This window comes from Anaeromyxobacter diazotrophicus (genome assembly GCF_013340205.1).
Lineage (GTDB): Bacteria > Myxococcota > Myxococcia > Myxococcales > Anaeromyxobacteraceae > Anaeromyxobacter_A > Anaeromyxobacter_A diazotrophicus.
The window spans coordinates 38,720-65,075 of sequence record NZ_BJTG01000008.1 but is presented as its reverse complement, the minus strand read 5'-3'; the positions used below and the strand labels follow the sequence as shown (position 1 = coordinate 65,075).

Sequence of the window (26,356 nt, the reverse complement as noted above, 5' to 3'; positions counted from 1 at the left end):
CTCAGGCCGCCTTCACCGGCGAGAGCCGGTCGTAGCGCATGTTGCGCCGGGCCGGGACGAACCCGGCGCCGACGATGTGCCGCTCCACCTCGTCCGCGTCCATGTTGAAGGTGGTGCCGGCGGCCGAGACGACGTTCTCCTCGATCATGACCTGGCCGAAGTCGTTGCAGCCCATGTGCAGCGCCGCCTGCGCCACCCCGCCGCCCATGGTCACCCACGAGGCCTGCAGGTTCGGCACGTTGTCGAGGACGAGCCGCGCCAGCGCGTTCTCGCGCAGGTAGGCGTGGGCGCTGTTGTCGCCCGGCGCGAGCCGGGTGTGCTCGGGCTGGAAGGTCCAGCAGATGAAGGCGGTGAAACCGCCGGTCTCGTCCTGCAGCTCGCGCAGCCGCAGCAGGTGGCGGGTGCGGTGCCCCGCGTCCTCGCCCACCCCGAACATCATGGTGCCGGTGGAGCGCAGGCCCTTCTTGTGCGCGGCGCGCATGACGGTGAGCCACTCGTCGGTCGAGCACTTGAGGGGCGCGATGCGCCGGCGGACCTCGTCGTCGAGGATCTCCGCCCCGCCGCCCGGGATCGAGTCGAGCCCGGCCGCGACCAGCTTGTCGATGGTGGCGTCGAGCGGGAGCTGGCTCGTCCGCGCGATGTGCCAGATCTCCTCCGGCGAGAGCGCGTGCAGGTTGATGGTGGGGTAGGTGGACTTCACCCAGCGGAAGAGGTCCTCGTACCACTCGACGCCGAGGTCGGGGTGGAGCCCGCCCTGGAGGAGCAGCTCGATGCCGCCGAGCGCGATCGTCTCCTCGATCTTCTTCGCCAGCACCTCGCGCGAGAGGACGTAGGCCTCCTCGTGCCCGCGCGGCCGGTAGAACGCGCAGAAGTGGCAGGCCGTGGTGCAGACGTTCGTGTAGTTGACGTTGCGCGAGACGATGTAGGTGACGACGCCGTCCGGGTGGAGCGCGCGCCGGCGGGCGTCGGCGGCGAGGCCGAGCTCGAGCAGCGGCGCCTTCTCGTCGAGCAGCTCCGCCTCGTCCGCGTCGAGCCGCTCGCCGTCGGCGCCCTTCTGGAGCGCGGTGTCGAGCGAGACCTGGCGGCGGGCGCGCCGGGTGCGGACGTGGTCGTCCGCGAAGCGGAGGGTGGTGGGCGGCGCGAAGCCGTGCTTCGCCACCCGCTCCACGAACGCCTCCAGGCCCTGCAGCTCGTAGGGCCCGAGGCCGTAGCGGATCTTCTGGGTGAGGTAGCGGCGGTAGCGCTCCGGGTCGCCGCCCCGCTCCTTCGCGAACGCCTGCGCCAGCTCGGTGCGGAGCCCGAGGCCCTCGTGCGCGGCGCGGGCGAGCTCGGCCACGTCCTCGGGCGCGAGCACGCCGGGCTTGGCGGCCCACAGCGCGAACACCATGGGGAAGCCGGAGAGCTTCACCCACTCGCGGCCGAGGTCGAGCACGTGCTTCGCCTTCACGTCGAAGGCGCGGTCGCCGATGACCAGGGCGCCCTTCGTCCCCTGGGCGCGGGCGAGCCCCTCCAGCGCCGGCATGGGCGTGAACTTCGGGTGCAGCCCGCGCTCGGCCAGCACCACCTTGGAGAGGAGCTGCGAGGTGCGCGAGGCGGTGTCGAGGAAGACCTCGTCCCAGGTCTCCGGCGGCTGCTCGCCGGCGAGCAGCACCGTCGTCACCGGCCCGTCGGCGCCGATGGCGATGCCGGGCACGATCTCGTAGTCCTTCCCGACCAGCCCGCCCACCGGCAGGAGCGCGATCTCGACCTCGCCGGCCTCGAGCTTGGCGGCGCACTGCGCCGGCTCGGCCAGCACCAGCTCGATGCGGCCGGTGCGCTCCAGGGCGGCGGTGAGCGGGAGCGCGTTGAGGAAGGAGACGGCGGCGGCGCGGAGCTTCGGCATGGTGCGGATCCTCAGGCGGCGACGGGCGCGGGGTGCACGCGCAGGACGTGGTACAGGCTGTCGCGCTCGGCCGGGACGCGGCCGGCGGCGCGGATGAGGCGGTGCAGCTGCCCCTCGGAGAGCGCCTGCGGCGTCTTCGCGCCGGCCATGTGGTAGATGCGCTCCTCGATGACCGTGCCGTCGAGGTCGTCCACCCCGAAGCTGAGCGCGGTCTGCGCCAGGCGCTCCCCCAGCATCACCCAGTACGCCTTCAGGTGGTCGAAGTTGTCGAGGTAGAGCCGCGCCACCGCGTAGGTGCGTAGGCCGTCGAAGCCGGTCGGCTTGGGGAACGCCTTCCCGATCATGTTGTGCTCGGGGTGGAAGGCGAGCGGGATGAAGACCTGGAAGCCGCCGGTCTCGTCCTGGAGCTCGCGCAGGCGGCGCATGTGGTCGACCCGCTCCTCCAGCCGCTCGATGGTGCCGTAGAGCATGGTGGCGTTGGTCTTCATGCCGAGCCGGTGCGCCACCCGGTGCACCTCCAGCCACTCCTCGGCGGTGGCCTTGTCGTCGCAGAGCTTCCGGCGCACGCGGCTGGCGAAGATCTCGGCCCCGCCGCCGGGGAGCGTCTCGACCCCGGCGGCCTGGAGCTCGCGCAGCACCTGCTCGTAGCTCTTGCCGAACTTCTGGGCGAAGAAGTGGATCTCGACCGCCGTGTACCCCTTGATGCGCAGCTCCGGCCAGGCGGCGTGGATGCGCCGCGGGACCTCCAGGTAGAACTCCCACCCGAGGTCCGGGTGGAGCCCGTTCACGATGTGCACCTCGGTGATGCCGAGGTCGCGCTTCGAGAGGACGTGGTTCACGGCCTCGTCGAGGCTCATCGTGTAGCCCTCGCTCGCGGCCCGGTCGTCCGGGCGCGCGAACGAGCAGAACTTGCAGGAGGCGACGCAGACGTTGGTGAAGTTGAGGTGGACGTTGCGGTTGTAGAAGGTGAGGTCGCCGTGGCGCTCCTCGCGGACGTGGTTCGCGAGCGCGCCCAGCGCCGCCAGGTCCTTCGCCTCGAACAGCCGCAGCGCCTCCGCGTCGGTGAGCCGCTCCCGGGCGAGCACCTTGTCGCGGATGGGGCCGAGGCCGTCCTGCTCGAGGGCGTGGTGCGCGAGCTTCGAGAGCATGGTCAGTCCTCCGCCGGCTCGAGGCGCGCGCGAGGGGCGAGCCCCTCCCAGCGCCGCATGAGCGTGTTCGGGATGCCGAGGCGATCGAGGAGCCGGGCGACCACCGTGTCGACGAGCTCGCCGAGGTCCTTCGGGCGCGAGTAGAAGCTGGGGCAGGCGGGCACCACCATCGCGCCCGCCTCGAGGGCGGCCGTCATGGCGCGCGCGTGCACGAGCGAGAGCGGGGTCTCGCGCAGGCAGAGCACGAGCCGGCGGCGCTCCTTCAGCATGACGTCGGCGGCGCGGCCGACGAGGTCCAGCGAGACGCCGTGGGCGATGCGCGCCATCATGCCGGCCGAGCAGGGCACCACCACCATGGCCTCGTAGCCGGCGCTGCCGGAGGCGAACGGCGCGGTGAAGTCGCGCGGCTTCCAGACCGGGAACGGGTAGGCGGGCTCGGCCCCGATCTCGGCCTTCCACACCTGCCGGCCGGTCTCGGTGAAGACGAGGTCGCACGAGACGCCCTGCGCGGCGCCCTCGGCCGCCAGGAAGTCGAGCAGCCGCTTCGCGTAGGGCGCGCCGGACGCGCCGCTGACCGCGACCACGAGCTTCATGCCCGCACCGCGGTGACGAGGCCGCACACGCCCGGGAAGAGCGTCGCGCCGCGCACCTCGCGGAAGCCGGCCTTCCGGCAGGCCTCCTCGAACTCGGGGCGCGAGGCGAAGCGCTCCATCGACGCGACGAGGTAGCGGTACGCCTCGGGGTCGGGCGACAGCACGCGCCCCAGCACCGGCAGCGCCAGCCGGTTGTAGGCGCCGTGCACGAAGCGCGAGCCCTGCGACTCGGGGCGGAAGAACTCGAGCACGCCCAGGCGGCCGCCGGGCCGGAGGACCCGCGCCAGCTCGGAGAGCCCCTGGTCGAGCCGCTCCAGGTTGCGCACGCCGAACGCGACCGTGGCGGCGTCGAAGCGCCCGGAGGCGAACGGCAGCGCCAGCGCGTCGGCCTGGGCGGCGGGGAGGCCGGTCTTGGCGGCGCCGCGGGCCAGCATCTCGCGGGAGAAGTCGGCGCCCACCACGGCGAGCCCGGGCGCGCGGCGCCGCGCCTCGGCGGCCACGTCCATCGTCCCGGCGCACAGGTCGAGCAGCCGCTCGCCGTCCCGGAGCGCCAGCGCGCCGATGAGCCGGCGCCGCCAGCGCTGGTCCACCCGGAAGGTCATGACGCGGTTGAGGAGGTCGTAGGAGGGCGCGATGCGGTCGAACATCGCCTGCACCGCGCGCCCGCGGTTCGCCTCGCCGGGGAGCGGGACGCGCTCGGGGGTGGCGCCGCTCACGCGACCCCCTTCTTCGGGCTCCAGCTGGCGGCGCGCGGCACCGGGATGCGCGGCCGGCGCGGCGGCGGCGCGCCGGGGACGAGCCGCGCGTAGAGCGCGTCCATCCGCGCCAGGATCTCCGGCGGGTGGACGCACGGCTCCGGCCACTCGCGCCCGCCCTCCTCGGCCCACTTCCGCGTGGCGTCGACGCCGATCTTGCCGCCCAGGGCGAAGAAGGGCGCGGCGTGGTCGAGCACGTCCACCGGCCCGTCCACCACCACCAGGTCGCGCTTGGCGTCCACGTTGGCGAAGGCGCGCCAGGCGCACTGCGCGTGGTCCTGCACGTCCACGTCGTCGTCGAACACCACCAGCGTCTTCGTGTTCGCCATCTGCCCGGAGCCCCACATCCCGTGCATGAGCTTCTTCGCGTGCCCGGGGTACTCCTTGCGCATGGCGACGAAGCACAGGTTGTGGAACACGCCCTCCGCCGGGAAGGACATGTCGGTGACCTCGGGGAACACCATCTGCAGCATGGGCAGGAAGAGCCGCTCGGTGGCCTTGCCGAGCCAGAGGTCCTCCATGGGCGGCGGGCCCACCACCGTGGCCGGGTAGACGGCGTCGGCGCGGCGGGTGATGGCGGTCACCTCGAGCACCGGGTAGTCGTCGGCCAGCGAGTAGTAGCCGGTGTGGTCGCCGAACGGGCCCTCGCGGACGAGCGGCGCGCGCGGGTCGACGAACCCCTCGATGACGAGGTCGGCCTCGGCCGGCACCTCGAGGTCGTGGCTGACGCACTTCACGAGCGGCACGCCCTCCTTCCGGAGGAAGCCGGCGAAGAGGTACTCGTCGATGCCGGGCGGCAGCGGCGCCGAGGCGCAGTAGGTGAGGGCGGGGTCGCCGCCCAGCGCGATGGCGACCGGCATCCGCTCGCCGCGCTTCTGGTAGGCGCGGTAGTGGGCGGTGGCGGTCTTGTGGAGCTGCCAGTGCATCGCCAGCCGGCGCGGCCCGAGGACCTGCAGCCGGTACATCCCGACGTTGCGCAGCCCCGTCTCGGGGTCGCGCGTCACGACCTGCGGCAGGGTGATGAAGGGGCCGCCGTCGTGCGGCCAGGTGGTGAGCACCGGCAGCGCGCCCAGGTCGGGCTCGTCCTCGACGATCTCGCGCACCGGGCCGTCCGCCACGTGCTTCGGCATGTACGCCGCGAGCTTCCCCAGGCGGGGGAGGAGCTTCACCTTCTCCCAGAAGCTCACCGGGGGGGCGAGGTGGAGCAGCTCGCGCAGCTCGCTCGCCGGCTGCTCGAGGTCCTCGCAGGAGAGCGCCCAGGCCGTCCGCCGGCGCGTGCCGAACAGGTTCATCGCGACCGGGAAGGCGCTGCTCGCCCCGGCGCTCGGGGCGCGCGGCCGCTCGAAGAGGAGCGCGGGGCCCTCCTGCTTCGCGGCGCGGTCCGCCAGCGCCGCCATCTCCAGCACCGGATCGACGGGCTCGGAGACGCGCACCAGCTCGCCGGCGCGCTCGAGCCTTTCGAGGAAGGTCCGCAGCGAGCGATAGGCCATGAGGCGGACCTATCTACTCCCCTTCCCAGCGAGTTTCAATGTTCGTTGAAGGAAACGCCCGCCCGTCGCTACCTACGCGCCCGCGTCGCGCGCGGCGACGGAGAGCGGGCGGTTGCGGCGCGCGAGGGTGAGCACGGTGGCCGGGGGCGTGGCCGGGCGGCTGGCGCGCCGGACGAGGAGGAACCCGGCCGCGGCCACCAGGAGCGGGAGGCCGATGACGAGGTAGACGACCGCGGCGGTCGTGACCGCCACGGCCATCGCGAGCGCGGTGAGCAACGTCGCGAAGGCGACCGCGGCGCGCCGGAACCTACGCCCCTGGCCGATGATCAGGTAGACGCCGTCCGACCGCTGCCTCCAGCTCGATCGCGCCATGCTCCTTCGACGATAAGTAGCCTGGAGCGGTCCTGCTCAGCGGAGGTTGGCCCCCTGACGGGCGGTCGGTCCCTCTGCGGGGCGCGGGGGAGGCGCCGCCGCGCGCGCCTCCTAGAAAGCGCGCTCGGTGAGGTGGCGCGCCGCCTCGGCCATCGCGCGGCGGTGCGTGCCGTCCGGCACCCGGGTGAGCGCCTCCATCGCGGAGGCGGTGTGCTCCCGGGCGACGGCGCGGGCGGCCTCGACGCCGCCGGTCCGCTTCACCGCCTCGATGACGTCCGCCGCGACGGCCGCGCCGTCGAGCTTGCCCTCGAGCAGCGCCGCCAGCCGCTGGCGCAGCGCCGGCTCGCGCTGGAGGGCGCGGATGAGCGGCAGGGTCGCCTTGCCCTCCAGGAAGTCCTGGCCGAGGCGCTTGCCGAGCAGCTCCGGGTCGGCGGCGTAGTCGAGGGCGTCGTCGACGAGCTGGAAGGCCATCCCGATGCCCTCGCCGAACTCGGCCAGCGCGTCCGGGATCTCGCCGCGGAGGCCGGCGGCCCACGCGCCGGCCGCGGCGCTCCAGCCGAAGAGCGAGGCGGTCTTCCCGCGCACGACGTCGAAGTAGTCCTGCTCGGTGGCCTCGAAGCTGCCGCGGAGCGAGAGCTGCAGCACCTCGCCCTCGACCAGCCGGCGCATGGTGGCGAGCAGCGCCGGGAGCGCCGCGGAGCGGGCCGGCTCGGCGGCGACGATCTCGAGCGCGCGGGTGAGGAGCCAGTCGCCGGAGAGGACCGAGACGGCGTTGCCCCACAGCACGCGCGAGGCGGGCTGGCCGCGGCGCGTCGGGCCGTCGTCGATGACGTCGTCGTGGAGCAGGGTGGCGGAGTGCGTGAGCTCGGCGGCGCAGGCGAACGGCACCGCGTGCCGCAGGATCCCGCCGCACGCGCCGCAGGCGAGCAAGGTCACCGTGGGCCGGATGCGCTTGCCGCCCGAGCCCACCAGGTGCCGCGCGGCGGCGCGGAGCGTCTCCTCCGCGTCCTCGGTGGCGCGCGTGAGCTCCGCCTCGAGCGAGGAGAGCTCGAGCGCGAGCGACGGCACCTCCTGCAGCGCCGACTGCGCCTTCTCGGGGCGGACCCCGCGTCCGGCGCTGGCGTCGAGCTGCGACAGGATGGCCTGCTCTCGGCTCATGCTCCCTCTCCGGGAACTTCAAAAAAAACTGAAGGGAGGCATATAGCGCGGAGCGCTCCCCGGGGTCAACGCCACGGGGACTGTTGACGAATGGTGAATGACGCGGCGCGAGGGCTCGCCCGTGCGCTGCCCCTTCCACCGCTGGGAACGTTTGTTCCCATCGGGGCGCCCCCGCGGCGGGCAGGGCGGCTCGGGCGTGACGCGCCGGCTGCCGGGGGCGGCGCGATCCGCCCCGCGCGCGCTCCTGGCCTGGCCCGTGCAGCCCGCGGCCTCGCGCATCTCGCGCGGGGAGACGGCATGCGGCGAATCGGGGTGCTGCTGGCGGCGGCGACGCTCGCAGCGGCGTCGAGCTGCAGCAAGGGCGGCGGGGGAGGCTCCGGCGGGTCCAGCGGTTGCCCGAGCGGACAGACGCTGCAGAACGGGCAGTGCGTGGCGGCGGGGGGCAGCGGTGCCGACGGGGGCGTCTCGGCGGCGAGCGCGTGCGGCGCGGGCGGCGCCTGCGACGGCGGCCTCGTCTGCGTGAGCGGCGCCTGCCAGCCGGCGGACGCGACCTGCAGCTACGTCCCACCCAAGGGCCCGTTCACGCCCCGGGTGGCGTGGCAGTGGTCGTCCTCGACCACGCTGCCGGACGACGTCCACGTCCTCATGACCCCGGTGGTGGTGCCGCTCTCCAGGACCTCCGACGTGAACGCGCCGCCGGCGGTCGTGTTCAACGCGATCCCGATGGGCTTCGGCGCGGGCTCGGTGGTCCCGGGCGTCATGCGCGCCGTCTCCGGCCGCGACGGGACCGAGCTGTGGACGACCGACCCGGCGCACCCGGTGAACGGCCTGGCCGCCATCGCGGCGGGCGACCTCCTGGGCGACGGCCGGACCGAGCTCGTCACCGCGCGCCTGGGCAGCACCTGGCCGGCGACGGATCCGACGCGGCAGGGGCCGCCGACCGACGACGGCCTCGTCGCCTTCGACGGCCAGGGCCAGTTCCTGTGGGAGGTGAAGGGGCTGCGCGTGTTCTGGGGCGCCCCCTCCATCGCCAACCTCTACGGCGGGCAGGAGGCGCAGGTGATCCTCGGCGCCACCGTCGTCGACGCGCACGGCAAGGTGGTGTGCCAGGGCTCGAACGGCCCGGGCGGCACCGGCATCGGCGAGAACTTCCTGGGCCCGATCTCCACGGTGGCCGACGTGGACCTCGACGGCGTGCCCGACATCGTGACGGGCAACACGGTCTACGACAACCACTGCCAGCCGAAGCCGGGCTGGCCGAACGGCCAGCAGGACGGCCTGGTGGCGGTGGCGCGCTTCACCGACGACCCGCACCCGCAGATCGTGGTCGTCTCGGTGGGCCAGGTGCGGCTGCAGGACTGGCAGGGCAAGGTGATCTGGGGGCCGGTCGACATCCCCCCGGGCGGCATCGCCGGCGGCGGCGCGCCGACGGTCGCCGACTTCGACGGCGACGGGAAGCTCGAGATCGGCGTGGCGGGCAAGTCGTCCTACACCGTGTTCAAGCCGTTCGCGGCGAGCCCCATCCTCTGGAGCAAGCCGACGCAGGACCAGAGCATGGTGACCGGGAGCTCGGTCTTCGACTTCTCGCACGGCGGGCGGGCGCAGGTCGTCTACGGCGACGAGTGCTACACGCGCGTCTACGACGGCCCCTCGGGCGACGTGCTGTTCCAGGCGAAGAACCCGAGCTGCACGGTCCACGAGAACCCGGTCATCGCCGACGTCGACCGCGACGGGCGGGCCGAGATCGTCGTCGCCACGAACAGCGTGTGCAAGATCACCTGCACCGCGCCGGACGGCACGACCTGGGACCACGAGACCTCCGGACTGCACGGGATCACCGTCTTCAAGGACCTGCGCGACCACTGGGTCTCGACCCGCTCGGTGTGGAACGAGCACGCCTACCACGTGACGAACGTGAACGAGGACGGCTCGATCCCGCAGAAGGAGCAGCCGCACTGGACGGCCTCCCTGTTCGGCGAGTCGCTCAACACCTTCCGCATGAACCCGATCGGCAACAGCGACTTCCGCGCGCCCGACCTGGCCGCGGCGGCGGCCGACGCCTCCCTCGACCCGAGCGGCTGCCCGGCCAAGGTGCGCCTCGCGGTGAAGGTGTGGAACCGCGGCGCGGTGCTGGTGACGGCGGGCGTCCCGGTCGCCTTCTACCAGGGCGGCCGCGGCGGCAAGCTGCTCGGCGTCGCGAAGACGGCGGGCGCCATCCTGCCGGCGATGAGCGAGACCGTGTCGCTCGACCTCGCCCCGCCTCCGGCGGCGCCGCTCGACGTCACCGCGGTGCTGAACGACGACGGCACGGGGCAGGGCGTCGTCGGCGAGTGCCGGACCGACAACAACGCCGTCACCGTGCCGGCGGCCTACTGCCCGGCGGCGTCGAAGTAGCGGCGAGGAGGAGCCCGGCGGGACCCCATCTCCCCTCGCCCCGCATCGCGGGGATGGGAGAGGGGCTCACGGCGACGCCTCCTCACGCTGGGGGCACCGCGGCTGAACCCCGCCGCCCCTCGCCCGCGCGCGCGTCGGCGCCCGTGCTCCGCGCCGCCCGGAAGCTCCCATGGCCGGAACGCGCCCGGGGTCCTCGCGACGCGGCTGCGGAATCTTGCACCGCGGCGCTGCGCGCCGGGGTGCTTCGGTCAGTCCTCGCCGCGGTCGAGGTCCCCGTGGGCGCGTTCCGGCGACCATGATGCCCGTGGCGGCGCTCCGCAATGGCGCCTCGTGCGCGCGCGGACTCGGGGCGGCCAGTCGGGGCGGACGCGTCGTCCGAGCGCGCGCAGGATGTGCTTCACGTCGAGGCGAGTGCTCCCTCTCCTTCTGCTCCAGCCTCGCCCGGTGTGCCAGAGGCCCTTGGGGAGTTGGCACCATCATCTTCGAGCCACGACCGTCGCTGGCCGGGCGGCTACGGCTACGGGTCGGCGGAGACGAAAGGAGGGTTACCAGGCGTTCGTGTTCTCGCAGTATGGGGACGTCGAGTCGCTGAAACGGTTCTGCGAAAGCCGTCACGAGGTGTTCGCCGCGCTGCAGGAGGTACCCGCAGAGAGGCGCGTCTACACGCCCGCGGACGGACCGAAAGAACTCCTCCTGGACGGGAAGGTCGCGCTCGAACGTGACCTCTCGAGCCGGTGATGCCCTAGCCCCCGCGGCCTCGCGTCGCACCGGCGGCCGCCCCGAGTCCGCGCGCGCACGAGGCGCCATTGCGGAGCGCCGCCACGGGCATCATGGTCGCCGGAACGCGCCCGAGGGAACCCTTCCGCGGCGAGGACTGCTCGAAGATCCGCGACGCGCAGCGGCGCGGAGCAAGGTTCCGCAGCCGCGTCGCGGGGACCCTGATGCGCGTTCCGGCCGAGCGAGCCTCGGTGCGGCGCGGAGCATGGGCGCCGACGCGCGCGCGGACGAGGGGCGGTCGGGGGTCACCCGCTCCGCCCCCAGCGGCCACGGTCGTCCCTCGTGCTACCTTCCCGCCGTGCCGGTCGTGAAGCTCATCCTCGAGTACGACGGGACCCGCTACGTGGGCTGGCAGGTGCAGCCGAACGGGCCCTCCATCCAGGCGGAGGTGGAGCGCGCGCTGGGGACGCTGCACCACGCGCCGCGGCGGGTGGTCGCGGCGGGGCGCACCGACGCCGGGGTGCACGCGCTGGGGCAGGTGGCGAGCTTCCCGGAGGCCGCGCCGCTCCCGCTCTCCGCCTACGTGAAGGGCATGAACGCGCTCCTGCCGGCCGACGTCGCCGTGCGCGCGGCCTCGGTCGAGCCGGACGGCTTCGACGCCCGGCGCAGCGCGAGGGGGAAGCGCTACCGCTACCGCATCGTGAACGGTCCGACGCGCGCCCCGCTCTCGCGGCTCCAGTCCTGGCAGGTGTTCCGGCCGCTCGACGCCGCCGCCATGGCCGCGGCCGCGGCGCCGCTCCTCGGGCGGCACGACTTCGCAGCGTTCCAGGCCGCCGACTGCGAGGCGGCCCACGCGGTGCGCGAGGTGCGGCGGCTCCAGCTCGTCTCGGCTGGCGGCGAGCTGGCGGTCGTCGTCGAGGCGACCGCTTTCGTGAAGCACATGGTGCGGAACATCGTCGGCACGCTGGTCGAGGTCGGCCTCGGCCAGCGCGAGGCCGCGTCCATCCCGGCGCTGCTGGAGGGGCGCGACCGGACGCGCGCCGGCCGCACCGCCCCGCCGCAGGGCCTGTGCCTCGAGGAGGTGTTCTACCCTCCGCTTCAGTGAACGGTGGCGACCTCGACCGGCCGCTCGCCCTTCCTGAAGTCGAGGGTCTCGCCCTTGCCCTCCTCGACCACCACGTGGTCGCCGGGCTTGAACTCGCCGCGCAGGATCTTCTGGGCCAGCGGGTCCTGCACCAGCCGCTGGATGGCGCGCTTGAGCGGCCGGGCGCCGTAGACCGGGTCGTACCCCGCGTCGGCGATGGTCTCGCGCGCGCCGTCGGTGAGCTCGAGGGTGAGCTTGCGGTCCTCGAGCAGCTTGCGGAGCCGGCCGAGCTGGATCTCGACGATGCGGCCGATGTCCTCGCGCGTCAGCGGCCGGAAGACGACGATCTCGTCCACCCGGTTCAGGAACTCGGGCCGGAACTCGCCGCGCAGGTGCTCCAGCGCCGCCTCGCGGATCTCCTGCATCTGCGAGCCGGGGCGGCCCGCCAGCCGCTGGATCTCCTCCGAGCCGATGTTGGAGGTCATGATGACCACCGCGTTGCGGAAGTCGACCGTGCGCCCCTGCCCGTCGGTGAGCCGCCCGTCGTCGAGGATCTGGAGCAGCACGTTGAAGACGTCGTGGTGCGCCTTCTCGATCTCGTCGAACAGGATCACCGCGTACGGCCGGCGGCGGACCGCCTCGGTGAGCTGGCCGCCCTCCTCGTAGCCGACGTAGCCAGGGGGCGCGCCGATGAGCCGCGACACGGCGTGCTTCTCCATGTACTCGCTCATGTCGAGCCGGATCATCGCCTGCTCGTCGTCGAACAGGAACTCGGCCAGCGCCCGCGCCGTCTCGGTCTTCCCGACGCCGGTCGGCCCGAGGAAGATGAAGCTGCCGATGGGCCGGTGAGGATCCTGCAGGCCCGAGCGCGCCCGGCGCACCGCCGCCGAGACCGCCCGCACCGCCTCCTCCTGGCCCACCACGCGCTTCGCCAGCCGCGCCTCCATCTCGAGCAGCTTCTCGACCTCGCCCTCGATGAGCTTCGAGACCGGGATGCCGGTCCACTTCGAGACCACCTCGGCGATCTCCTCCGGCGTCACCTCCTCCTTCAGCATGGCGCCGCCCTTCTGCAGCTCGGCGAGGCGCTGCTGCTGCACTTCGATCTTGCGCTGCAGCTCGGGGAGCCGGCCGAACTTGATCTCGGCCGCCTTGTTGAAGTCGGCCGCGCGCTCGGCCGCGGCCTGCTCGCCCTTGAGCTGGTCGATCTCGCCCTTGGCGGCGGCCACCTCCTGGATCGCCTTCTTCTCGTTGTCCCAGCGCGCCTTCAGCGTCGCGAACTGCTCGTTGAGGGCGGCGAGCTCCTTGTCCACCTGGGCGAGCCGCGCCTGCGAGGCCTCGTCCCGCTCCTTGCGCAGCCCCTGCTTCTCGATCTCGAGCTGCCCGATGCGGCGGCGCACCTCGTCCACCTCGGTCGGCATCGAGTCGATCTCGATGCGCAGCCGGCTCGCCGCCTCGTCGATGAGGTCGATCGCCTTGTCCGGCAGGAAGCGGTCGGTGATGTAGCGGTGGCTGAGGCGGGCGGCCTCGACCAGCGCCGCGTCCTGGATGCGCACCTTGTGGTGCAGCTCGTAGCGGTCCTTGAGGCCGCGCAGGATGGAGATGGTGTCCTGCACGGTGGGCTCGCCGACGAAGACCGGCTGGAAGCGGCGCTCCAGCGCCGGGTCCTTCTCGATGTGCTTGCGGTACTCGTTCACGGTGGTGGCGCCGATGGCGTGCAGCTCGCCCCGCGCCAGCGCCGGCTTCAGCATGTTGCCGGCGTCCATCGCCCCCTCGGCCGCGCCCGCGCCGACGATGGTGTGCATCTCGTCGATGAAGAGGACGATCTGGCCCTCGGACGAGGTCACCTCCTTGAGCACGCTCTTCAGCCGCTCCTCGAACTCGCCGCGGAACTTGGTGCCGGCCACCATCGAGGCGAGGTCCAGGCTGAGGAGGCGCTTCCCCTTCAGGCCCTCCGGCACGTCGCCGTCCACGATGCGCCGCGCCAGACCCTCGACGATGGCGGTCTTGCCGACGCCCGGGTCGCCCACCAGCACCGGGTTGTTCTTGGTGCGGCGGGAGAGGATCTGGATGACCCGGCGGATCTCGTCGTCGCGGCCCACCACCGGGTCGAGCTTGCCGTCGCGCGCGAGCTGGGTGAGGTCCTTCGCGTACTTCTCCAGCGCGCGGTACTGGCTCTCCGCCTCCGGCGAGGTGACCTTGGCGCCGCCCCGGATGCCCTTCACCGCGTCTCGGATGCGGTCGGGGGTCGCGCCGGCCGCGCGCAGCGCCTCGCCCGCGGCGCCGCGCTCCTCGGAGGCGGCCCAGAGCAGGTGCTCGGTCGAGACGTACTCGTCCTTGAGCTTCTTCGCCGCGTCCTCGGCCTTGTCGAGGAGCTTGAGGAGCCGGTTGGCGGTGTAGGGCTCGGCGCCCTCGACCTTCGGCACGGTGCGCAGCTCGTCCTCGAGCCGCGAGGCGACGCGCGCCGGGTCGGCGCCGATCTTCTCCAGCACCGGACGGGCGATGCCGTCCTCTTGCTCGAGGAGCGCCAGGAGGAGGTGCTCGACGTCGACCGCCTGGTGGTCGCGCCGGCGGGCCTGGGCGGCCGCGCCCTGCAAGGCCTCCTGGGCCTTGGTGGTCAGTCTCTCGGGTCGCATGCGCGCAACGTAAGGGCGGGGAGGGGTTTGGCAAGCGGGCGGGCGGAGCGCACACCCCCCCGCCCGCGCCGGGAGGCGGCGCGGCGTCGAGGCGCCCGCGCTGGCGAAGGGCGGGGGCGCTGCGCCCTGTCGCCCGCGCTACGGCGCGTGCTGCGGCGCGGCCTCGGCGTGGTCCGAGCGGAGCGCCGAGAGCGCGTGCGAGGCGTCGCAGGCCGCCACGAAGAAGGCGGCGCGGGCGTGCTCGTGCGAGCCGGTCACCTCGAACGAGGCGTGGGGCTCGACCTCGATGGCGAAGTCGAGGTGCTCGTCCTCGAGGATGGCCTTCATCCGGCGTGCGTCGTGGAGGCTCGGCGCCAGGCCGACGCACGCTACCTCTTCCCCTTCGGGCACCAGCTCGTCGTATGCGATGCGCATGGCGGCGATGGTGACGAATCCGCTTACACCCTGCGAGTAGCCCGCGCGGGGACACCCGTCGGCAGGAGCACCCGGAGCACGCGGCCGACCCAGCCCGGCCCTTGATATCCCTCGCGATCCCCAGCATGAGAGCCCTTTTCGCCCTCCGGAGTGCCCGTGCATCACGATGCCGCACCTCGCCTGACGGCCGTCGGCCGCGCCCTCCCGCGGCACCACCTCGACCAGGAGGAGCTCATCCAGGCGCTGCGCGGGCTCTGGGCCGAGAAGCACTTCAACGTCGAGCGGCTCGAGGACCTGCACCGGGCGGTGCAGGTGTCCGGCCGCTACCTGGCCTTGCCGCTCGAGGCGTACGCCTCCCTCGACTCCTTCCGGAAGTGCAACGACGCGTTCGTCGAGGTGGCGCAGGAGCTCGGGGCGGAGGCGATCCAGCAGGCGCTCGCCCGCGCCGGCCTCCGGCCGCGCGACGTGGACCACGTCTTCTTCGTCACCGTCACCGGGGTCGCCACCCCCTCCATCGACGCGCGCCTCGTCAACCGGCTCGGGCTGAAGCCGTCGGTGAAGCGCACGCCCATCTTCGGCCTGGGCTGCCTGGCGGGCGCGGCCGGCACCGCCCGCGCCGCCGACTACCTGCGCGCCTTCCCGGGCGAGGTGGCGCTGCTCCTGTCGGTCGAGCTCTGCTCGCTCACGCTGCAGCGGCAGGACCTCTCGGTGGCGAACATCATCGCCTCCGGGCTCTTCGGCGACGGCGCCGCGGCGCTCGCGCTCACCGGCGGGGACCGCGGCGCCGCGGGCCCGCGCGTCCTCGCCACCCGCTCCGTCTTCTACCCCGACACCGAGCGCGTCATGGGGTGGGACGTGGTCGACACCGGGTTCAAGCTCGTGCTCTCCGCCGGCGCGCCCGACGTCATCCGCGAGCACCTCGGCGGCGACGTGGACGCCTTCCTGGCCGAGCACCACCTCACCCGCCGCGACGTGCGGCACTGGGTGGCGCACACCGGCGGGCCCAAGATCCTGCAGGCGATGGAGACCTCGCTGGCGCTGCCGGAGGGCGCCCTGGCGCGGTCGTGGCGCTCCCTGCGCGACATCGGCAACCTCTCCTCCGCCTCGGTGCTGTTCGTGCTGGGCGACCTGCTCGAGTCGGGCGAGGCGCGGCCGGGGGACCTCGGGGTGATGGCCGCCATGGGGCCGGGCTTCTGCGCCGAGCTGGTGCTCCTGCGATGGTGAGCCCGCGCGCCGCCTACCTCGCCCTGGTGGCGCTCTTCGCCGCCGAGCGCGCGGTCGAGCTCGCCCTGTCGCGGCGGCACGCGCGGGCGCTCCGGGCGCGCGGCGCGGTGGAGCACGGCGCGGGCCACTACCCGGCCATGGTCCTCCTGCACGGCGCCTTCCTGGCCGCCTGCGCCGCCGGCGCGCTCCTCCGCCCGGCGCCGCCCCGCTGGGCGCTCCTCGCCGCGGCCGCCGCCCTCGCCGCGCAGGCGCTGCGCTGGTGGGCCATCGCGGCGCTGGGCGAGCGCTGGACGACCCGGGTGCTGGTGCTGCCCGGCGCGCCGCCGGTGACGGGCGGACCGTACCGCTTCGTGCGCCACCCGAACTACCTCGCGGTGGCGGTGGAGCTCGCCGCGCTGCCGCTCGCCTGGGGGCTCGCCGGCGTCGCGCTGCTCTTCTCGGTGGCCAACGCCGCGGTGCTGGCGGCGCGCGTGCGCGCCGAGGAGCGCGCGCTCGGGCCCGTCTGGCGGCGCGCGTTCGAGGCGCGGGGGCGGTTCCTCCCCGGGTCGCCGCGCGCCCGGTTCATCCCCGGCGCTCCCCATGATCGCAGGGCGGGGGCTCGTCCCCCGCCGCCGATGCCCCGGGGGACGCCGTGACGCCTCGCGAGGCGGCCGTCGCGGCCGAGATCCGCCGGCTGGCGCGCGAGGAGCTCGGCCTCGAGCAGGCGGTGGAGGACGGCGAGGAGCTGGCCGGCCGGCTCGACTCGCTGGCCCTCCTCTCGCTGGTGGTGGCGGTGGAGGACCACTTCCGCGTCCGCGTGGGCGAGGAGGACGCGGCCGGTCTCCGCACCCTGGCCGACCTGGCCCGCTTCGTCGCCGCGCGCGCCGAGGGGCGCTCGGCCGAGGCCTCGCCGTGATCCTCTCCGGCGGCCCACCGCCGGCGCCTGCGGCCCCCGACCTGGTGGCGCTGCTCGCCCGCGCCGCGCGCCACCCGAGCGGCGTCACCTTCCTCGACCTGCGCGAGCGCGCGACGGCGCTCGGCTGGGGGGAGGTCCACGCCCGCGCCCGCCGCGCCGCGGCCGCGCTCGCCGCGCGCGGGATCGCGCCGGGCGACCGGGTCGCGCTGGTGCTCCGCACCGAGCCCGCTTTCCTCGACGCCTTCTTCGGCGCGCTGCTCGCCGGGGCGGTGCCGGTGCCGCTCTACCCGCCGGTGCGCCTGGGGCGCATGGACGAGTACCTCGCCGCGACGGCGCGCATGGTGAGCGTCTCGGGGGCGCGCCTCCTCGTCGCCGGCGGCGCGGTGCGGCGGCTGCTCGGGGAGGTGGTGGCGCGGGCGCGGCCGGCGCTCGGCTGCGCCGCGGCCGAGGACCTGTCCGCGGACGGGCCCGCGCTCGAGCGGCGCGTCGACCCCTCCGACCTGGCGCTGGTGCAGTTCTCGTCCGGCTCGACGGTGGACCCGAAGCCGGTCGCGCTCACCCACGGGAGCGTGGTCGCGCAGACCGCCGCCCTGCTCCAGCTCCTCCGCCCCGGGCCGGCGGACCGGCTCGTCTCGTGGCTGCCGCTCTACCACGACATGGGGCTCATCGGCGGGCTGCTGGGCGCGCTCGCCCACCCCGGACCGTGCGTCCTCATCCCCCCCGAGCACTTCCTCGCCCGCCCCGCGCTGTGGCTGCGCGCCGTGGCCCGCCACCGCGGCACCATCTCGCCCGCGCCCAGCTTCGCCTTCGCCTACGCGGCCGAGCGCGTGCGGGACGAGGACCTGGCCGGCCTCGACCTCGGCTGCTGGCGGGTCGCGCTCGACGGCGCCGAGCCGGTCTCGCCCCGGGTGCTGCGCCGCTTCGCCGAGCGCTTCGCGCCCTTCGGCTTCGACGCCCGCGCGCTGACGCCGGTCTACGGCCTCTCCGAGGCGGCGCTGGCGGTCACCTTCACGCCGCCGGGGCGCGGTTGGCGCTCGCGCCGGCTCGACCCGGCGGCGCTGGCCGCTCGCGGGGAGGTCGAGGACGGGCCGCGCGAGGTGGTCTCGGTGGGCGTCCCGGTGCCGGGCGTCGAGGTGGCGGTGCGCGGCGAGGACGGCGCGCTCCTCCCGCCGGGCCGGCTCGGGCGCATCCTCGCGCGCGGGCCGTCGGTCATGGCGGGCTACCTGGGCCAGCCGGCGGCGACGGCGCGCGCGCTCGCCGGCGGCTGGCTCGACACGGGCGACCTGGGCTTCGTGGACGGCGGCGAGCTGTTCGTCCACGGCCGCGCCAAGGACGTCGTCATCGTCCGCGGCGCGAACCACGCGCCGGACGAGCTGGAGGCGCCGCTGGCGGCGGTGGAGGGCCTGCGCCCCGGCTGCGCGGTGGCGCTCGGCTTCGATCCGGCGGGGGAGGGCGAGGAGCTGCTCCTCCTCGCCGAGCGCGCGGCCGGCGCCGATCCGGCGCAGGACCCGCGGCGCGCCGAGGCGGCGCGGCAGGCGGTGCTGGAGCGCGCGGGGGTGCGCGCCCACACGGTGGAGATCCTGGCGCCGGGCACCCTCCCGCGCACCTCCTCCGGCAAGCTGCGGCGCGGCGAGGCGCTGCGCCGCTGGCAGGCCGGCGCGCTCGCGCCGCCGCGGCGGGTGAACGCGCTGGCGCTGGCGAAGGCCGCGGTGCGCTCCTGGGCCGGCTACGCGCGGGCGCGGCTCCCGCGTGCGTGACCTCGTCATCGCCGGCGGCGGCCCCGCCGGCCTGGCGCTCGCCGCCGCCGCCGCGCGGCGGGGGCTCGACGCGCTCGTCCTGGAGCGGGGCGCGCTCCCGGCCGACAAGGCGTGCGGGGAGGGCCTCCTGCCGGCGGGCGTGCGCGCGCTGGAGGAGCTCGGAGCGCGCGCCCACCTCGACCCGTCCGCCCACGCGCCGGTCCGCGCCATCCGCTGGATCGACGGGGCGCGGGTGGCCGAGGCGCGGCTGCCGGCGCCGGGCGGGCTCGGGGTGCGGCGCACCGCGCTCTCGGCGGCGCTCCTCGCCGCGGCGCGCGCCGCCGGGGCGGAGGTGCGGGAGCGCGCGGCGGTCCTCGGGCACCGGCGCCTCGCCGGCGAGGTCCGGGTCGAGACCGGCGCCGGCGAGGAGCGCGCGCGGCTCCTCGTCGCCGCCGACGGGCTCGCCTCGGCCATCGGGCGCCGCGAGGGGCTCGAGGGACCGCCGCGGCCCGGGCGCCGCTTCGGCCTGCGCCGCCACTTCGCGATCGCGCCCTGGAGCGACGCGGTCGAGGTGCACTTCGCGGAGGGGGTCGAGGCGTACGTCACGCCGGCGGGGCCCGGCCGCGTCGGCGTCGCCCTCCTGTGCGAGGAGGCGGCGCGGGACGCCTACCCGCGGCTCCTGGCCCGCTTCCCCGCGCTGGCGGCGCGGCTCGCCGGCGCCCCGACCGACTCGCCGCTCGCGGGCGCGGGTCCGCTCGCCCGCGCCGTCCGGCGCCGGACGCTCGATCGGCTGGTCCTGCTGGGCGACGCCGCGGGGTACCTCGACGCCATCACCGGCGAGGGGCTCTCGCTCGCCCTGGCCGGCGCGCTGGCGCTCGGCGCGGCGCTGCCGGCGGCGCTCCAGGCCGGCGCCGGGGCGGCGTCCTTCGCCGCCTGGGAGCGCGGCGAGCGGCTCCGCTACGCGCGCTACGCCGCGGTGACCCGGCTCGTGCTCGCGCTGGCCCGGCGCCCCGCCCTGCGCGCCCGCGCCCTCGATCGGCTCGGGCGGCACCCGGCGCTCTTCGCCCGGCTGGTGGCCGCCGCCGTGGCATGAAGACACGCCCCTCCGTGGACCGAAGGTTGACGCGCCGCGCTGCGAGGCCGGACGGCTAAGATGAAACCTTCGGGGGTCTCTTCACCAGGCGGCGCGTCCGCGCCGCGCGGAGGTCACACAGATGCGTTGCACCATCCTCGGCGCCGGGTCCTGGGGGACCGCGCTCGGAGCCACGCTCGCCTCGAAGGGCTTCCCGGTCTGCCTGTGGGACAAGGACGCGCCGGTGCTGCAGGCCATCGCGCAGAAGCACGAGAACACCCGCTACCTGCCGGGGCTGGCGCTGCCGCCGTCGCTCGCCGCTGCCCCGGACATGGCCCGCGCGCTCGAGGGCGCCGAGCTGGTGGTGTTCGCGGTGCCCTCGCAGGCGGTGCGGCAGGTCGCCATCGAGGGGAAGCGGCTGCTCCACGCCGGGGTCCCGATCTGCTCGGTGGCGAAGGGCATCGAGGTGGACACGCTCATGACCATGAGCGAGGTGCTGGAGGACGTCCTGCCCGTCCCGATGCACCCCTACCTCACCTTCCTCTCCGGCCCGTCGTTCGCGAAGGAGGTGGCGGCGGGGCTCCCCACCGCGGTCACCATCGCCGGCCGGTGGGAGCGCATCTCGAAGCAGGTCCAGGACGCCTTCCACACCCGCACCTTCCGTCCGTACACCAGCACCGACGTGGTCGGGGTGGAGGTGGGCGGCTGCGTCAAGAACGTCATCGCCATCGCGGCCGGCCTGTCCGACGGCATGGGGTTCGGCGCCAACGCGCGCGCCGCCCTCATCACCCGCGGCCTGGCGGAGATCGGGCGGCTCGCCATGCGCAAGGGCGCGAACCCCATGACGCTCTCCGGCCTCTCCGGCCTGGGCGATCTGGTCCTCACCTGCTCCTCGGAGCAGTCGCGCAACCACACGGTCGGCTTCGAGCTCGGCCGCGGCAAGAAGCTGGAGGAGATCCAGCGGGCGCTGGGCCAGGTGGCGGAGGGGGTGCTCAACACCCGCAGCACGCGCGACCTCGCCCGCAAGCTCAAGGTCGAGATGCCCATCAGCGAGATGGTGTACCGGGTGCTCTACGAGGGGCAGGCGCCCCGCCAGGCGGTCGGCGAGCTCATGAACCGCGAGATGAAGCCGGAGAACTGACGCCGGCGGCCTGCGCGTGGCCGCGCAGTCCCCTGCGGCGGGGACGGGCCGCCTTCTCGCGGCTCCAGCCGTTTCCGGATAGGATCGGTCGACATGGCCGATCTCGCGCGCGTCCTCATCCAGGACGGCACCCTCACGCTCCCGCAGGCCGAGCGCGCCGCCAAGGCCGCGCGCGGCGGCGACGTCGCCTCCGCGGCGCTCGAGCTCAAGCTCGCCGACGAGGGGGCGCTGGTGCGCGGCATGGCGCGCGCGCACGAGTGCCCCGGCATCGACCTGTCGCGCAGCGCCATCCCGGTGGCGTGGCTCGACGCGGCGGGCGGCGCGCAGTTCTGCCGCGAGCACCGGGTGGTGCCGGTGGCGGTGGGCCGCGCCGAGCTCGCGCTCGCCATGGGCAACCCGGACGACCTCGCCGCGGCCGACGAGGTGCGCTTCCTCACCGGCAAGAAGATCCTCCGCTACGCGGCGGTCGGGACGGCGGTGGTGCGCGCGCTCGACGGGATCGAGCGCGCCCGCGCCGCCGGCGCGCCCGCCTGGCGCGGCGAGCGCGCGCCGGCCCTCCCCGACCGGGCCGCGGGGCACGCCGCCATCGTCAAGGCGGGCGACCCGGTGGCCAGCGTCGCGCTCCCGGAGGCGGAAGAGTCCATGGAGATCGTCGGCCTCGCGGACGTGATGGAGCCGTTCGAGCCGCCCGCGCCGGCACGGCAGGCGGCGCCCCCGGCGGCGCCGCGCCGGCCCGCGGCCGCCCCGGGCGCCGGCGCCCCCGAGCCGCACCAGACGCTCCGGCTCGAGGGGCTCGCCATCGGCAAGGTGGCGCTCGTCGCGGACGACGACGCGGACGTGCGGCAGCTCGTGGCGACGGTGCTCGCCAAGATGGGGTGCGTCGTGCTGCAGGCGTCGGACGGGAAGGCGGCGCTGGAGATGGTGCGCGACGCGGCGCCCGACCTGGTGGTCCTCGACGCCATGATGCCCGCCATGCACGGCTTCGAGGTGTGCCGCGCCATCAAGGGGGACCGGGCGCTGCGCACCACGCGCGTGGTGCTGTGCTCGGCCGTGTACCGGGGCACGGTCGGCACCGACGCCCAGCTGGCCTTCGGGGCCGACGCCTTCATCGAGAAGCCGTTCCGGCTCGACGAGCTGACGCGCGTCTTCAAGGTCGCGCTGGTCGGCCCGGCGGCGGCCGAGACCACCGAGGAGCGCGCCGCGCGCGAGGAGGGCATGGCGCTGTGGCGCCAGGCCGCGGACGCCCTCACCGAGAACCGGGCCGAGCGGGCCGTGGAGCTCGCGCGGCAGGCGGCGGCGAAGGACCCCTGGTCCGCCGAGGCGCACTACTACCTCGGCCACGCGCTCGTGAAGCTGGGGCAGCTCTTCGAGGCGGTGGCCGCGTACGAGCGCGCCGCCGAGCTGCGCCCGGACGTGGACGCGTCGTACCAGTGCCTGGCGCAGGCCTACGAGAAGCTCGGCTTCCAGAAGTCGGCCCGCGAGGCCTGGACGCGCGCGCTCGAGACCTGCAAGGACCCCGCGAAGAAGAAGACCATCCAGGCGCGGCTCCTCCAGCTCCTCGGCGCGAGCTAGCCCGGCGCGCTAGAACACGGCGGTGACCACGCCGCCGCCGCTCGCCGCCCGCGCCCTCACCGGCACTCCCGACGACCTCACCCGCGGCTGCCGCGAGGACGTGGCGCGCGCCCGCGCCGAGGCCGAGCGCCTCGCCGGGATGGGCCCGGCGCCCGACCCGCTCCGCGCGCTCGAGGCCTACGACGCCGCGTTCGGCGCGCTGGCCGAGGCGGGCGCCCGCGCCAGCCTGGCCCGCAACGTCCATCCGGATCCGCGCCTGCGCGAGGCGGCCGAGGCGTGCGAGCGCGAGGTGGACGCGGCCGCCACCGAGCTCTCGCTCGACCCGCGCCTGTACCGCGCGCTCGGGGCGGTGGACGGGGCCGGCCTCGACCCCGCCTCGCGCCACCTGCTCGAGAAGGCGCTGCGCGACTTCCGGCGCGCGGGCGTGGACCGCGAGCCGGCCGTGCGCGAGCGGGTGCGGGCGCTCCGCGACGAGCTCACCCGCATCGGCCAGGAGTTCGGGCGCAACATCAAGGACGACGTGCGGGCGCTGCGGCTCGACCCGGAGGAGCTGGCCGGGCTCCCGGACGACTTCCGGCGCTCCCACCCGCCGGGGCCGGACGGGCGGGTGACGCTCACCACCGACAACACCGACTACGTCCCGTTCATCACCTACGCCCGGAGCGGTCGGGCGCGCGAGGCGCTGTGGCGCCTCTACCGGCTGCGCGGCCACCCGGCCAACCTGGAGGTGCTCGGGCGCATGCTGGCGCGCCGCGCCGAGCTGGCGCGGCTGCTCGGGTACGCGAGCTGGGCCGCCTACGCCACCGAGGACAAGATGATCGGCGGCGACGCCGAGGCCGCCGCCCTCATCGCGCGCGTCACCGCCGCCTCGACGCGGCGGCTCGAGCGCGACCACGCCCAGCTCCTCGCGCGGAAGCGCCAGGACGACCCGGCGGCGGAGCGGGTCCAGCCGTGGGACTCGGCCTGGCTGCAGGAGCGGGTCAAGGCGGAGCAGTACGGCTTCGACGCCCGCGAGGCGCGCCCGTACTTCGAGTACACCCGGGTGAAGGAGGGGGTGCTGGCGCTGGTGGGCCGGCTCTTCGGCGTCGCGCTCACCCCGGTGAGCGGCGCGCCCGCCTGGCACCCCGACGTCGAGGTCTACGACGTCGCGGAGGGAGGGCGCGCGCTCGGGCGCGTCTACCTCGACATGCACCCGCGCGACGGCAAGTACAAGCACTACGCCCAGTTCACGCTGGCCTCGGGACAGGCAGGGCGGCGGCTGCCCGAGGGCGTGCTGGTGTGCAACTTCCCGCGCCCCGGCGCCGCGCCGGCGCTGCTCGAGCACGGCGAGGTGAAGACCTTCCTCCACGAGCTCGGCCACCTCCTGCACCACGTGCTGGGCGGCCACACGCGCTGGGCCACCCAGTCCGGCGTCGCCACCGAGTGGGACTTCGTGGAGGCGCCGTCCCAGATGCTGGAGGAGTGGGTCTGGGATCCGGAGGCGCTCGGCGGCTTCGCGCGCCACGTCGAGACCGGCGCGCCCATCCCCGCCGACCTGGTCACCCGGATGCGCCGCGCCGACGAGTACGGCAAGGGGCTGTGGGTGCGGCAGCAGATGTTCTACGCCGCGCTCTCGCTCGAGCTGCACCGGCGGCCGCCGGACGGGCTCGACGCGACCGCGCTCGTCGCCGAGCTGCAGGAGCGCTACACGCCCTTCCGCCACGTCGAGGGCACCTACTTCCACGCTTCGTTCGGGCACCTCGACGGCTACTCGGCGCTTTACTACACGTACATGTGGTCGCTCGTCATCGCGAAGGACCTCTTCGGCGCGTTCCGCCGGGAGGGGCTCTTCGCGCCGGCGCCGGCCCGCCGCTACCGCCGGTCGGTGCTCGAGCCGGGGGGCTCGCGGCCGGCGGCCGAGCTGGTGCAGGCGTTCCTGGGCCGGCCGTTCTCGTTCGAGGCCTTCGAGGAGTGGCTCGATGCGTGAGGGCGAGACCTCGGTCGCGCCGACCCGGAGCGGCCCCGGGCCCCAGCCGCGCCGGCGCATCAAGGAGCTGGAGGCGATGGTGGCCGACGTCGTGGTCGAGACCCACGACACCACCACGCTCGTGCTCTTCACCGGCAACGAGCGGCTCGACTACGAGCCGGGCCACTTCCTCACCATCGACCCGCACCAGTTCGAGGGGCTGGAGCGGTGGACGGCGTACCTGGAGGACCAGAAGGGCAAGCGCGAGCCGCCGCGGGCCTACTCGATGTCCTCCTCGCCGCTGGAGAAGTACCTGGCCATCACGGTGAAGGAGGAGCGCTACCAGCGCGGCGTCACGAAGTACCCGCCGCTGCTCTCGCCGCTCCTGGTGAAGCGCACCGCCCGCGGCCAGCGGCTGCACCTGGTGGGCTTCACCGGGCCGTACACGCTGCCGGCCGACGTGACCTCGCGCACCGACCACGTGGTGCACCTGGTCGCCGGCTCCGGCGCGGTGCCCAACTACGCCATCCTGAAGCACGCGCTGACGCTCTACCCGGAGCTGCGCCACACCTTCGTCTGCTCGAACAAGACCTGGCGCGACGTCATCTTCCGGCGCGGCCTGGCCGAGCTGCAGGAGCGCCACCCCGACCGCCTGCGGGTGGTGCACACGCTGACGCGCGAGGAGGAGCCGGCGCGCCGCGGCCCGGACGTGCGTCAGGGCCGCGTCGGCGCCGCGCTCCTGCGCGAGCTCGTCCCCGATCCGACCGCCTGCCTCGTCTACGCCTGCGGCCCCGCCATCGGTCCCTACGAGCGGCGCGCGGCCAAGGAGCGCGGCGAGGAGCCCGCGCCCCGCTTCCTGGAGGCGGCGCAGGCCGCGCTGGCCGAGGCGGGCGTGCCGGCCGCCCGGATCAAGACCGAGTCGTACGGCTGAGCCGGCTCCGCGAGCCCTCTTCGCCCTCTCCCTCACCCGCCCGTCGCGATCGCGTCGTACCCCGCGCCCTCGAACTGGAGCAGGCAGAAGCCGTGGCCGAACGGATCGGCGAGCACGGCCAGCCGCCCCCAGGCGTGCTGCTGGACCGGGAGGTCGCGCCGGGCGCCCGCCGCCTCCGCCCGCGCCAGCGCGGCGTCGAGGTCGGGGACGGCGAAGTCGAGGTGGACCGGCGTCCAGTGGCGATCGAACCGGCGGCGCTCCGCGGCGCCGCTGAACGGCGGCGAGCCCGCGGGCGTGGCGAGGAGGTAGATGGGCGCGGCCGCGCCGAGGAGCTCCACGCCGGCGTCGCCGAAGCGCCGCCCGACCGTGAGCCCCAGCGCGGCGGTGTAGAAGCGCTCCGCCCGGCCGAGGTCCGGGACGTCGACGTTCACGAGCACCTGCTGCGCGGCGCCGGGGGTCACGTGAAGTAGACCCCGCCGTTCACCTGGAACGTCTGGCCGGTCACGTACCCGTTGGCGAGCACCGCCACCGCGAGGTCGGCCACCTCCTCCGGGCGCCCGAAGCGCTGGACCGGGATGTGGTCGGGCCGGGCGAGCGGGTTCGAGGCGATCATCTCGGTCTCGACGAGCGCCGGGGCGAGGACGTTCGCGGTGATGCCTTCCGGCGCGAGCAGGGAGGCGTAGGCGTGCGCCAGGCCGACGAGCCCGGCCTTCGACGCGGCGTAGTGCGGCCCGATGATGCCGCCGACCTGGGCTGCCGTGGACGAGACGTAGAGCAGGCGCCCGAAGCGGCGGCTGCGCATGCCGGGGAGCACCGCCCGGGTGGCGAGGAAGGCCGCCCGCAGGTTGACGGCGAGGGTCCGGTCGAACAGCGCGGCGTCCAGCGCGTCCAGGCCCGCGGCCGCGCCGACGCCGGCGTTCGAGACGAGGAGGTCGATCGGCCCCACCGCCTCCACCGCCGCCGCCACCATGCGCTCCACCTCGCCCTCGAGCGCCAGGTCGGCGCGGACCGCCGCCGCGCGCCGGCCGCGGGCCCGGAGCTCCTCCACCGCCGCCGCGGCCTCGGACGCGCGCGACCGGAAGCTCAGCGCGACGTGCACCCCCCGGTCCGCGAGCGCGAGCGCGATGGCGCGGCCGATCCCCCGGTCGCCACCGGTCACCAGCGCGACCCGATCCCGGAGTTCCATCCTCGAGGGTTAGC

General features: G+C 75.0%; 23 protein-coding genes. 12 read left to right on the top strand and 11 right to left on the bottom strand.

What is annotated here, in order from left to right; all coding sequences use genetic code 11:
• Position 1: 1 nt before the first annotated feature.
• From mqnC to HWY08_RS16260, 7 genes are all read right to left on the bottom strand, one after another.
• Positions 2–1,882, bottom strand: a complete 1,881-nt coding sequence (gene mqnC, locus HWY08_RS16290) for a cyclic dehypoxanthinyl futalosine synthase (protein ID WP_176067128.1) — start codon at positions 1,880–1,882, stop codon at positions 2–4.
• 11 nt (positions 1,883–1,893) lie between these two features.
• The gene (gene mqnE / locus HWY08_RS16285; protein ID WP_176067126.1) at positions 1,894–3,030 is read right to left on the bottom strand and encodes an aminofutalosine synthase MqnE; all 1,137 of its coding nucleotides are present in this window, start codon (positions 3,028–3,030) and stop codon (positions 1,894–1,896) included.
• A gap of 2 nt (positions 3,031–3,032) precedes the next feature.
• Positions 3,033–3,623: a UbiX family flavin prenyltransferase gene (locus tag HWY08_RS16280; protein ID WP_176067124.1), complete on the bottom strand. Its 591-nt coding sequence runs from the start codon at positions 3,621–3,623 to the stop codon at positions 3,033–3,035.
• Entirely contained in the window at positions 3,620–4,339 is a 720-nt protein-coding gene (locus tag HWY08_RS16275) for a ubiquinone/menaquinone biosynthesis methyltransferase (protein ID WP_235969667.1), read from the bottom strand. Before HWY08_RS16275 ends, HWY08_RS16280 begins: the two co-directional genes overlap by 4 nt.
• On the bottom strand, positions 4,336–5,868 hold the full coding sequence (locus HWY08_RS16270; RefSeq protein WP_176067122.1) for a menaquinone biosynthesis decarboxylase: 1,533 nt from the start codon (positions 5,866–5,868) through the stop codon (positions 4,336–4,338). Before HWY08_RS16270 ends, HWY08_RS16275 begins: the two co-directional genes overlap by 4 nt.
• A 72-nt stretch (positions 5,869–5,940) precedes the next feature.
• The gene (locus tag HWY08_RS16265; RefSeq protein WP_176067120.1) at positions 5,941–6,240 is read right to left on the bottom strand and encodes a hypothetical protein; all 300 of its coding nucleotides are present in this window, start codon (positions 6,238–6,240) and stop codon (positions 5,941–5,943) included.
• A 111-nt stretch (positions 6,241–6,351) separates the two neighbouring features.
• Positions 6,352–7,398: a polyprenyl synthetase family protein gene (locus tag HWY08_RS16260; RefSeq protein ID WP_176067118.1), complete on the bottom strand. Its 1,047-nt coding sequence runs from the start codon at positions 7,396–7,398 to the stop codon at positions 6,352–6,354.
• 297 nt (positions 7,399–7,695) lie between these two features.
• Between HWY08_RS16260 and HWY08_RS16255 the strand changes: the two genes are divergently transcribed.
• From HWY08_RS16255 to truA, 3 genes are all read left to right on the top strand, one after another.
• Positions 7,696–9,792 carry a hypothetical protein gene (locus tag HWY08_RS16255; RefSeq protein ID WP_176067116.1) on the top strand — a complete coding sequence of 699 codons (2,097 nt, stop codon included), beginning with the start codon at positions 7,696–7,698 and terminating at the stop codon, positions 9,790–9,792.
• A gap of 558 nt (positions 9,793–10,350) precedes the next feature.
• Positions 10,351–10,530: a hypothetical protein gene (locus HWY08_RS16250; protein ID WP_176067114.1), complete on the top strand. Its 180-nt coding sequence runs from the start codon at positions 10,351–10,353 to the stop codon at positions 10,528–10,530.
• A 337-nt stretch (positions 10,531–10,867) separates the two neighbouring features.
• A complete protein-coding gene (gene truA / locus HWY08_RS16245) occupies positions 10,868–11,614 on the top strand; it encodes a tRNA pseudouridine(38-40) synthase TruA (RefSeq protein WP_176067112.1) in 747 nt (248 codons plus the stop codon).
• Here truA and clpB read toward each other — a convergent pair.
• Both clpB and HWY08_RS16235 read right to left on the bottom strand, forming a co-directional pair.
• A complete protein-coding gene (clpB, locus tag HWY08_RS16240; protein ID WP_176067110.1) occupies positions 11,608–14,226 on the bottom strand; it encodes an ATP-dependent chaperone ClpB in 2,619 nt (872 codons plus the stop codon). The genes truA and clpB overlap by 7 nt on opposite strands.
• 138 nt (positions 14,227–14,364) lie before the next feature.
• Positions 14,365–14,640, bottom strand: a complete 276-nt coding sequence (locus HWY08_RS16235; RefSeq protein ID WP_176067108.1) for a hypothetical protein — start codon at positions 14,638–14,640, stop codon at positions 14,365–14,367.
• 156 nt (positions 14,641–14,796) lie between these two features.
• On the opposite strand from HWY08_RS16235, the gene HWY08_RS16230 reads away from it, so the two are divergent.
• From HWY08_RS16230 to HWY08_RS16190, 9 genes are all read left to right on the top strand, one after another.
• Positions 14,797–15,864, top strand: a complete 1,068-nt coding sequence (locus HWY08_RS16230; RefSeq protein WP_235969666.1) for a type III polyketide synthase — start codon at positions 14,797–14,799, stop codon at positions 15,862–15,864.
• Positions 15,858–16,499 (top strand): isoprenylcysteine carboxylmethyltransferase family protein, encoded by a 642-nt coding sequence (locus tag HWY08_RS16225; RefSeq protein WP_176067104.1) that lies wholly within the window; start codon positions 15,858–15,860, stop codon positions 16,497–16,499. Before HWY08_RS16230 ends, HWY08_RS16225 begins: the two co-directional genes overlap by 7 nt.
• Positions 16,496–16,759: an acyl carrier protein gene (locus HWY08_RS16220; RefSeq protein ID WP_176067102.1), complete on the top strand. Its 264-nt coding sequence runs from the start codon at positions 16,496–16,498 to the stop codon at positions 16,757–16,759. The genes HWY08_RS16225 and HWY08_RS16220 overlap by 4 nt, the downstream gene beginning before the upstream one ends.
• Positions 16,756–18,516 carry an AMP-binding protein gene (locus tag HWY08_RS16215; RefSeq protein WP_176067100.1) on the top strand — a complete coding sequence of 587 codons (1,761 nt, stop codon included), beginning with the start codon at positions 16,756–16,758 and terminating at the stop codon, positions 18,514–18,516. The genes HWY08_RS16220 and HWY08_RS16215 overlap by 4 nt, the downstream gene beginning before the upstream one ends.
• Positions 18,509–19,588 carry an NAD(P)/FAD-dependent oxidoreductase gene (locus HWY08_RS16210; protein WP_176067098.1) on the top strand — a complete coding sequence of 360 codons (1,080 nt, stop codon included), beginning with the start codon at positions 18,509–18,511 and terminating at the stop codon, positions 19,586–19,588. The genes HWY08_RS16215 and HWY08_RS16210 overlap by 8 nt, the downstream gene beginning before the upstream one ends.
• Before the next feature lie 121 nt (positions 19,589–19,709).
• The gene (locus tag HWY08_RS16205) at positions 19,710–20,708 is read left to right on the top strand and encodes an NAD(P)H-dependent glycerol-3-phosphate dehydrogenase (protein WP_176067096.1); all 999 of its coding nucleotides are present in this window, start codon (positions 19,710–19,712) and stop codon (positions 20,706–20,708) included.
• Between the two features lie 93 nt (positions 20,709–20,801).
• Positions 20,802–22,280, top strand: coding sequence for a response regulator (locus HWY08_RS21935; protein ID WP_176067094.1), 1,479 nt, complete (start codon positions 20,802–20,804; stop codon positions 22,278–22,280).
• 22 nt (positions 22,281–22,302) lie between these two features.
• Positions 22,303–24,246, top strand: coding sequence for a M3 family metallopeptidase (locus HWY08_RS16195; protein WP_176067092.1), 1,944 nt, complete (start codon positions 22,303–22,305; stop codon positions 24,244–24,246).
• Positions 24,239–25,156, top strand: coding sequence for a ferredoxin reductase domain-containing protein (locus HWY08_RS16190; protein WP_176067090.1), 918 nt, complete (start codon positions 24,239–24,241; stop codon positions 25,154–25,156). The genes HWY08_RS16195 and HWY08_RS16190 overlap by 8 nt, the downstream gene beginning before the upstream one ends.
• Before the next feature lie 32 nt (positions 25,157–25,188).
• On the opposite strand, the gene HWY08_RS16185 is transcribed toward HWY08_RS16190, so the two are convergent.
• Positions 25,189–25,617: a VOC family protein gene (locus HWY08_RS16185; protein ID WP_176067088.1), complete on the bottom strand. Its 429-nt coding sequence runs from the start codon at positions 25,615–25,617 to the stop codon at positions 25,189–25,191.
• Positions 25,614–26,342, bottom strand: coding sequence for an SDR family NAD(P)-dependent oxidoreductase (locus HWY08_RS16180; RefSeq protein ID WP_176067086.1), 729 nt, complete (start codon positions 26,340–26,342; stop codon positions 25,614–25,616). Before HWY08_RS16180 ends, HWY08_RS16185 begins: the two co-directional genes overlap by 4 nt.
• Positions 26,343–26,356 lie beyond the last annotated feature (14 nt).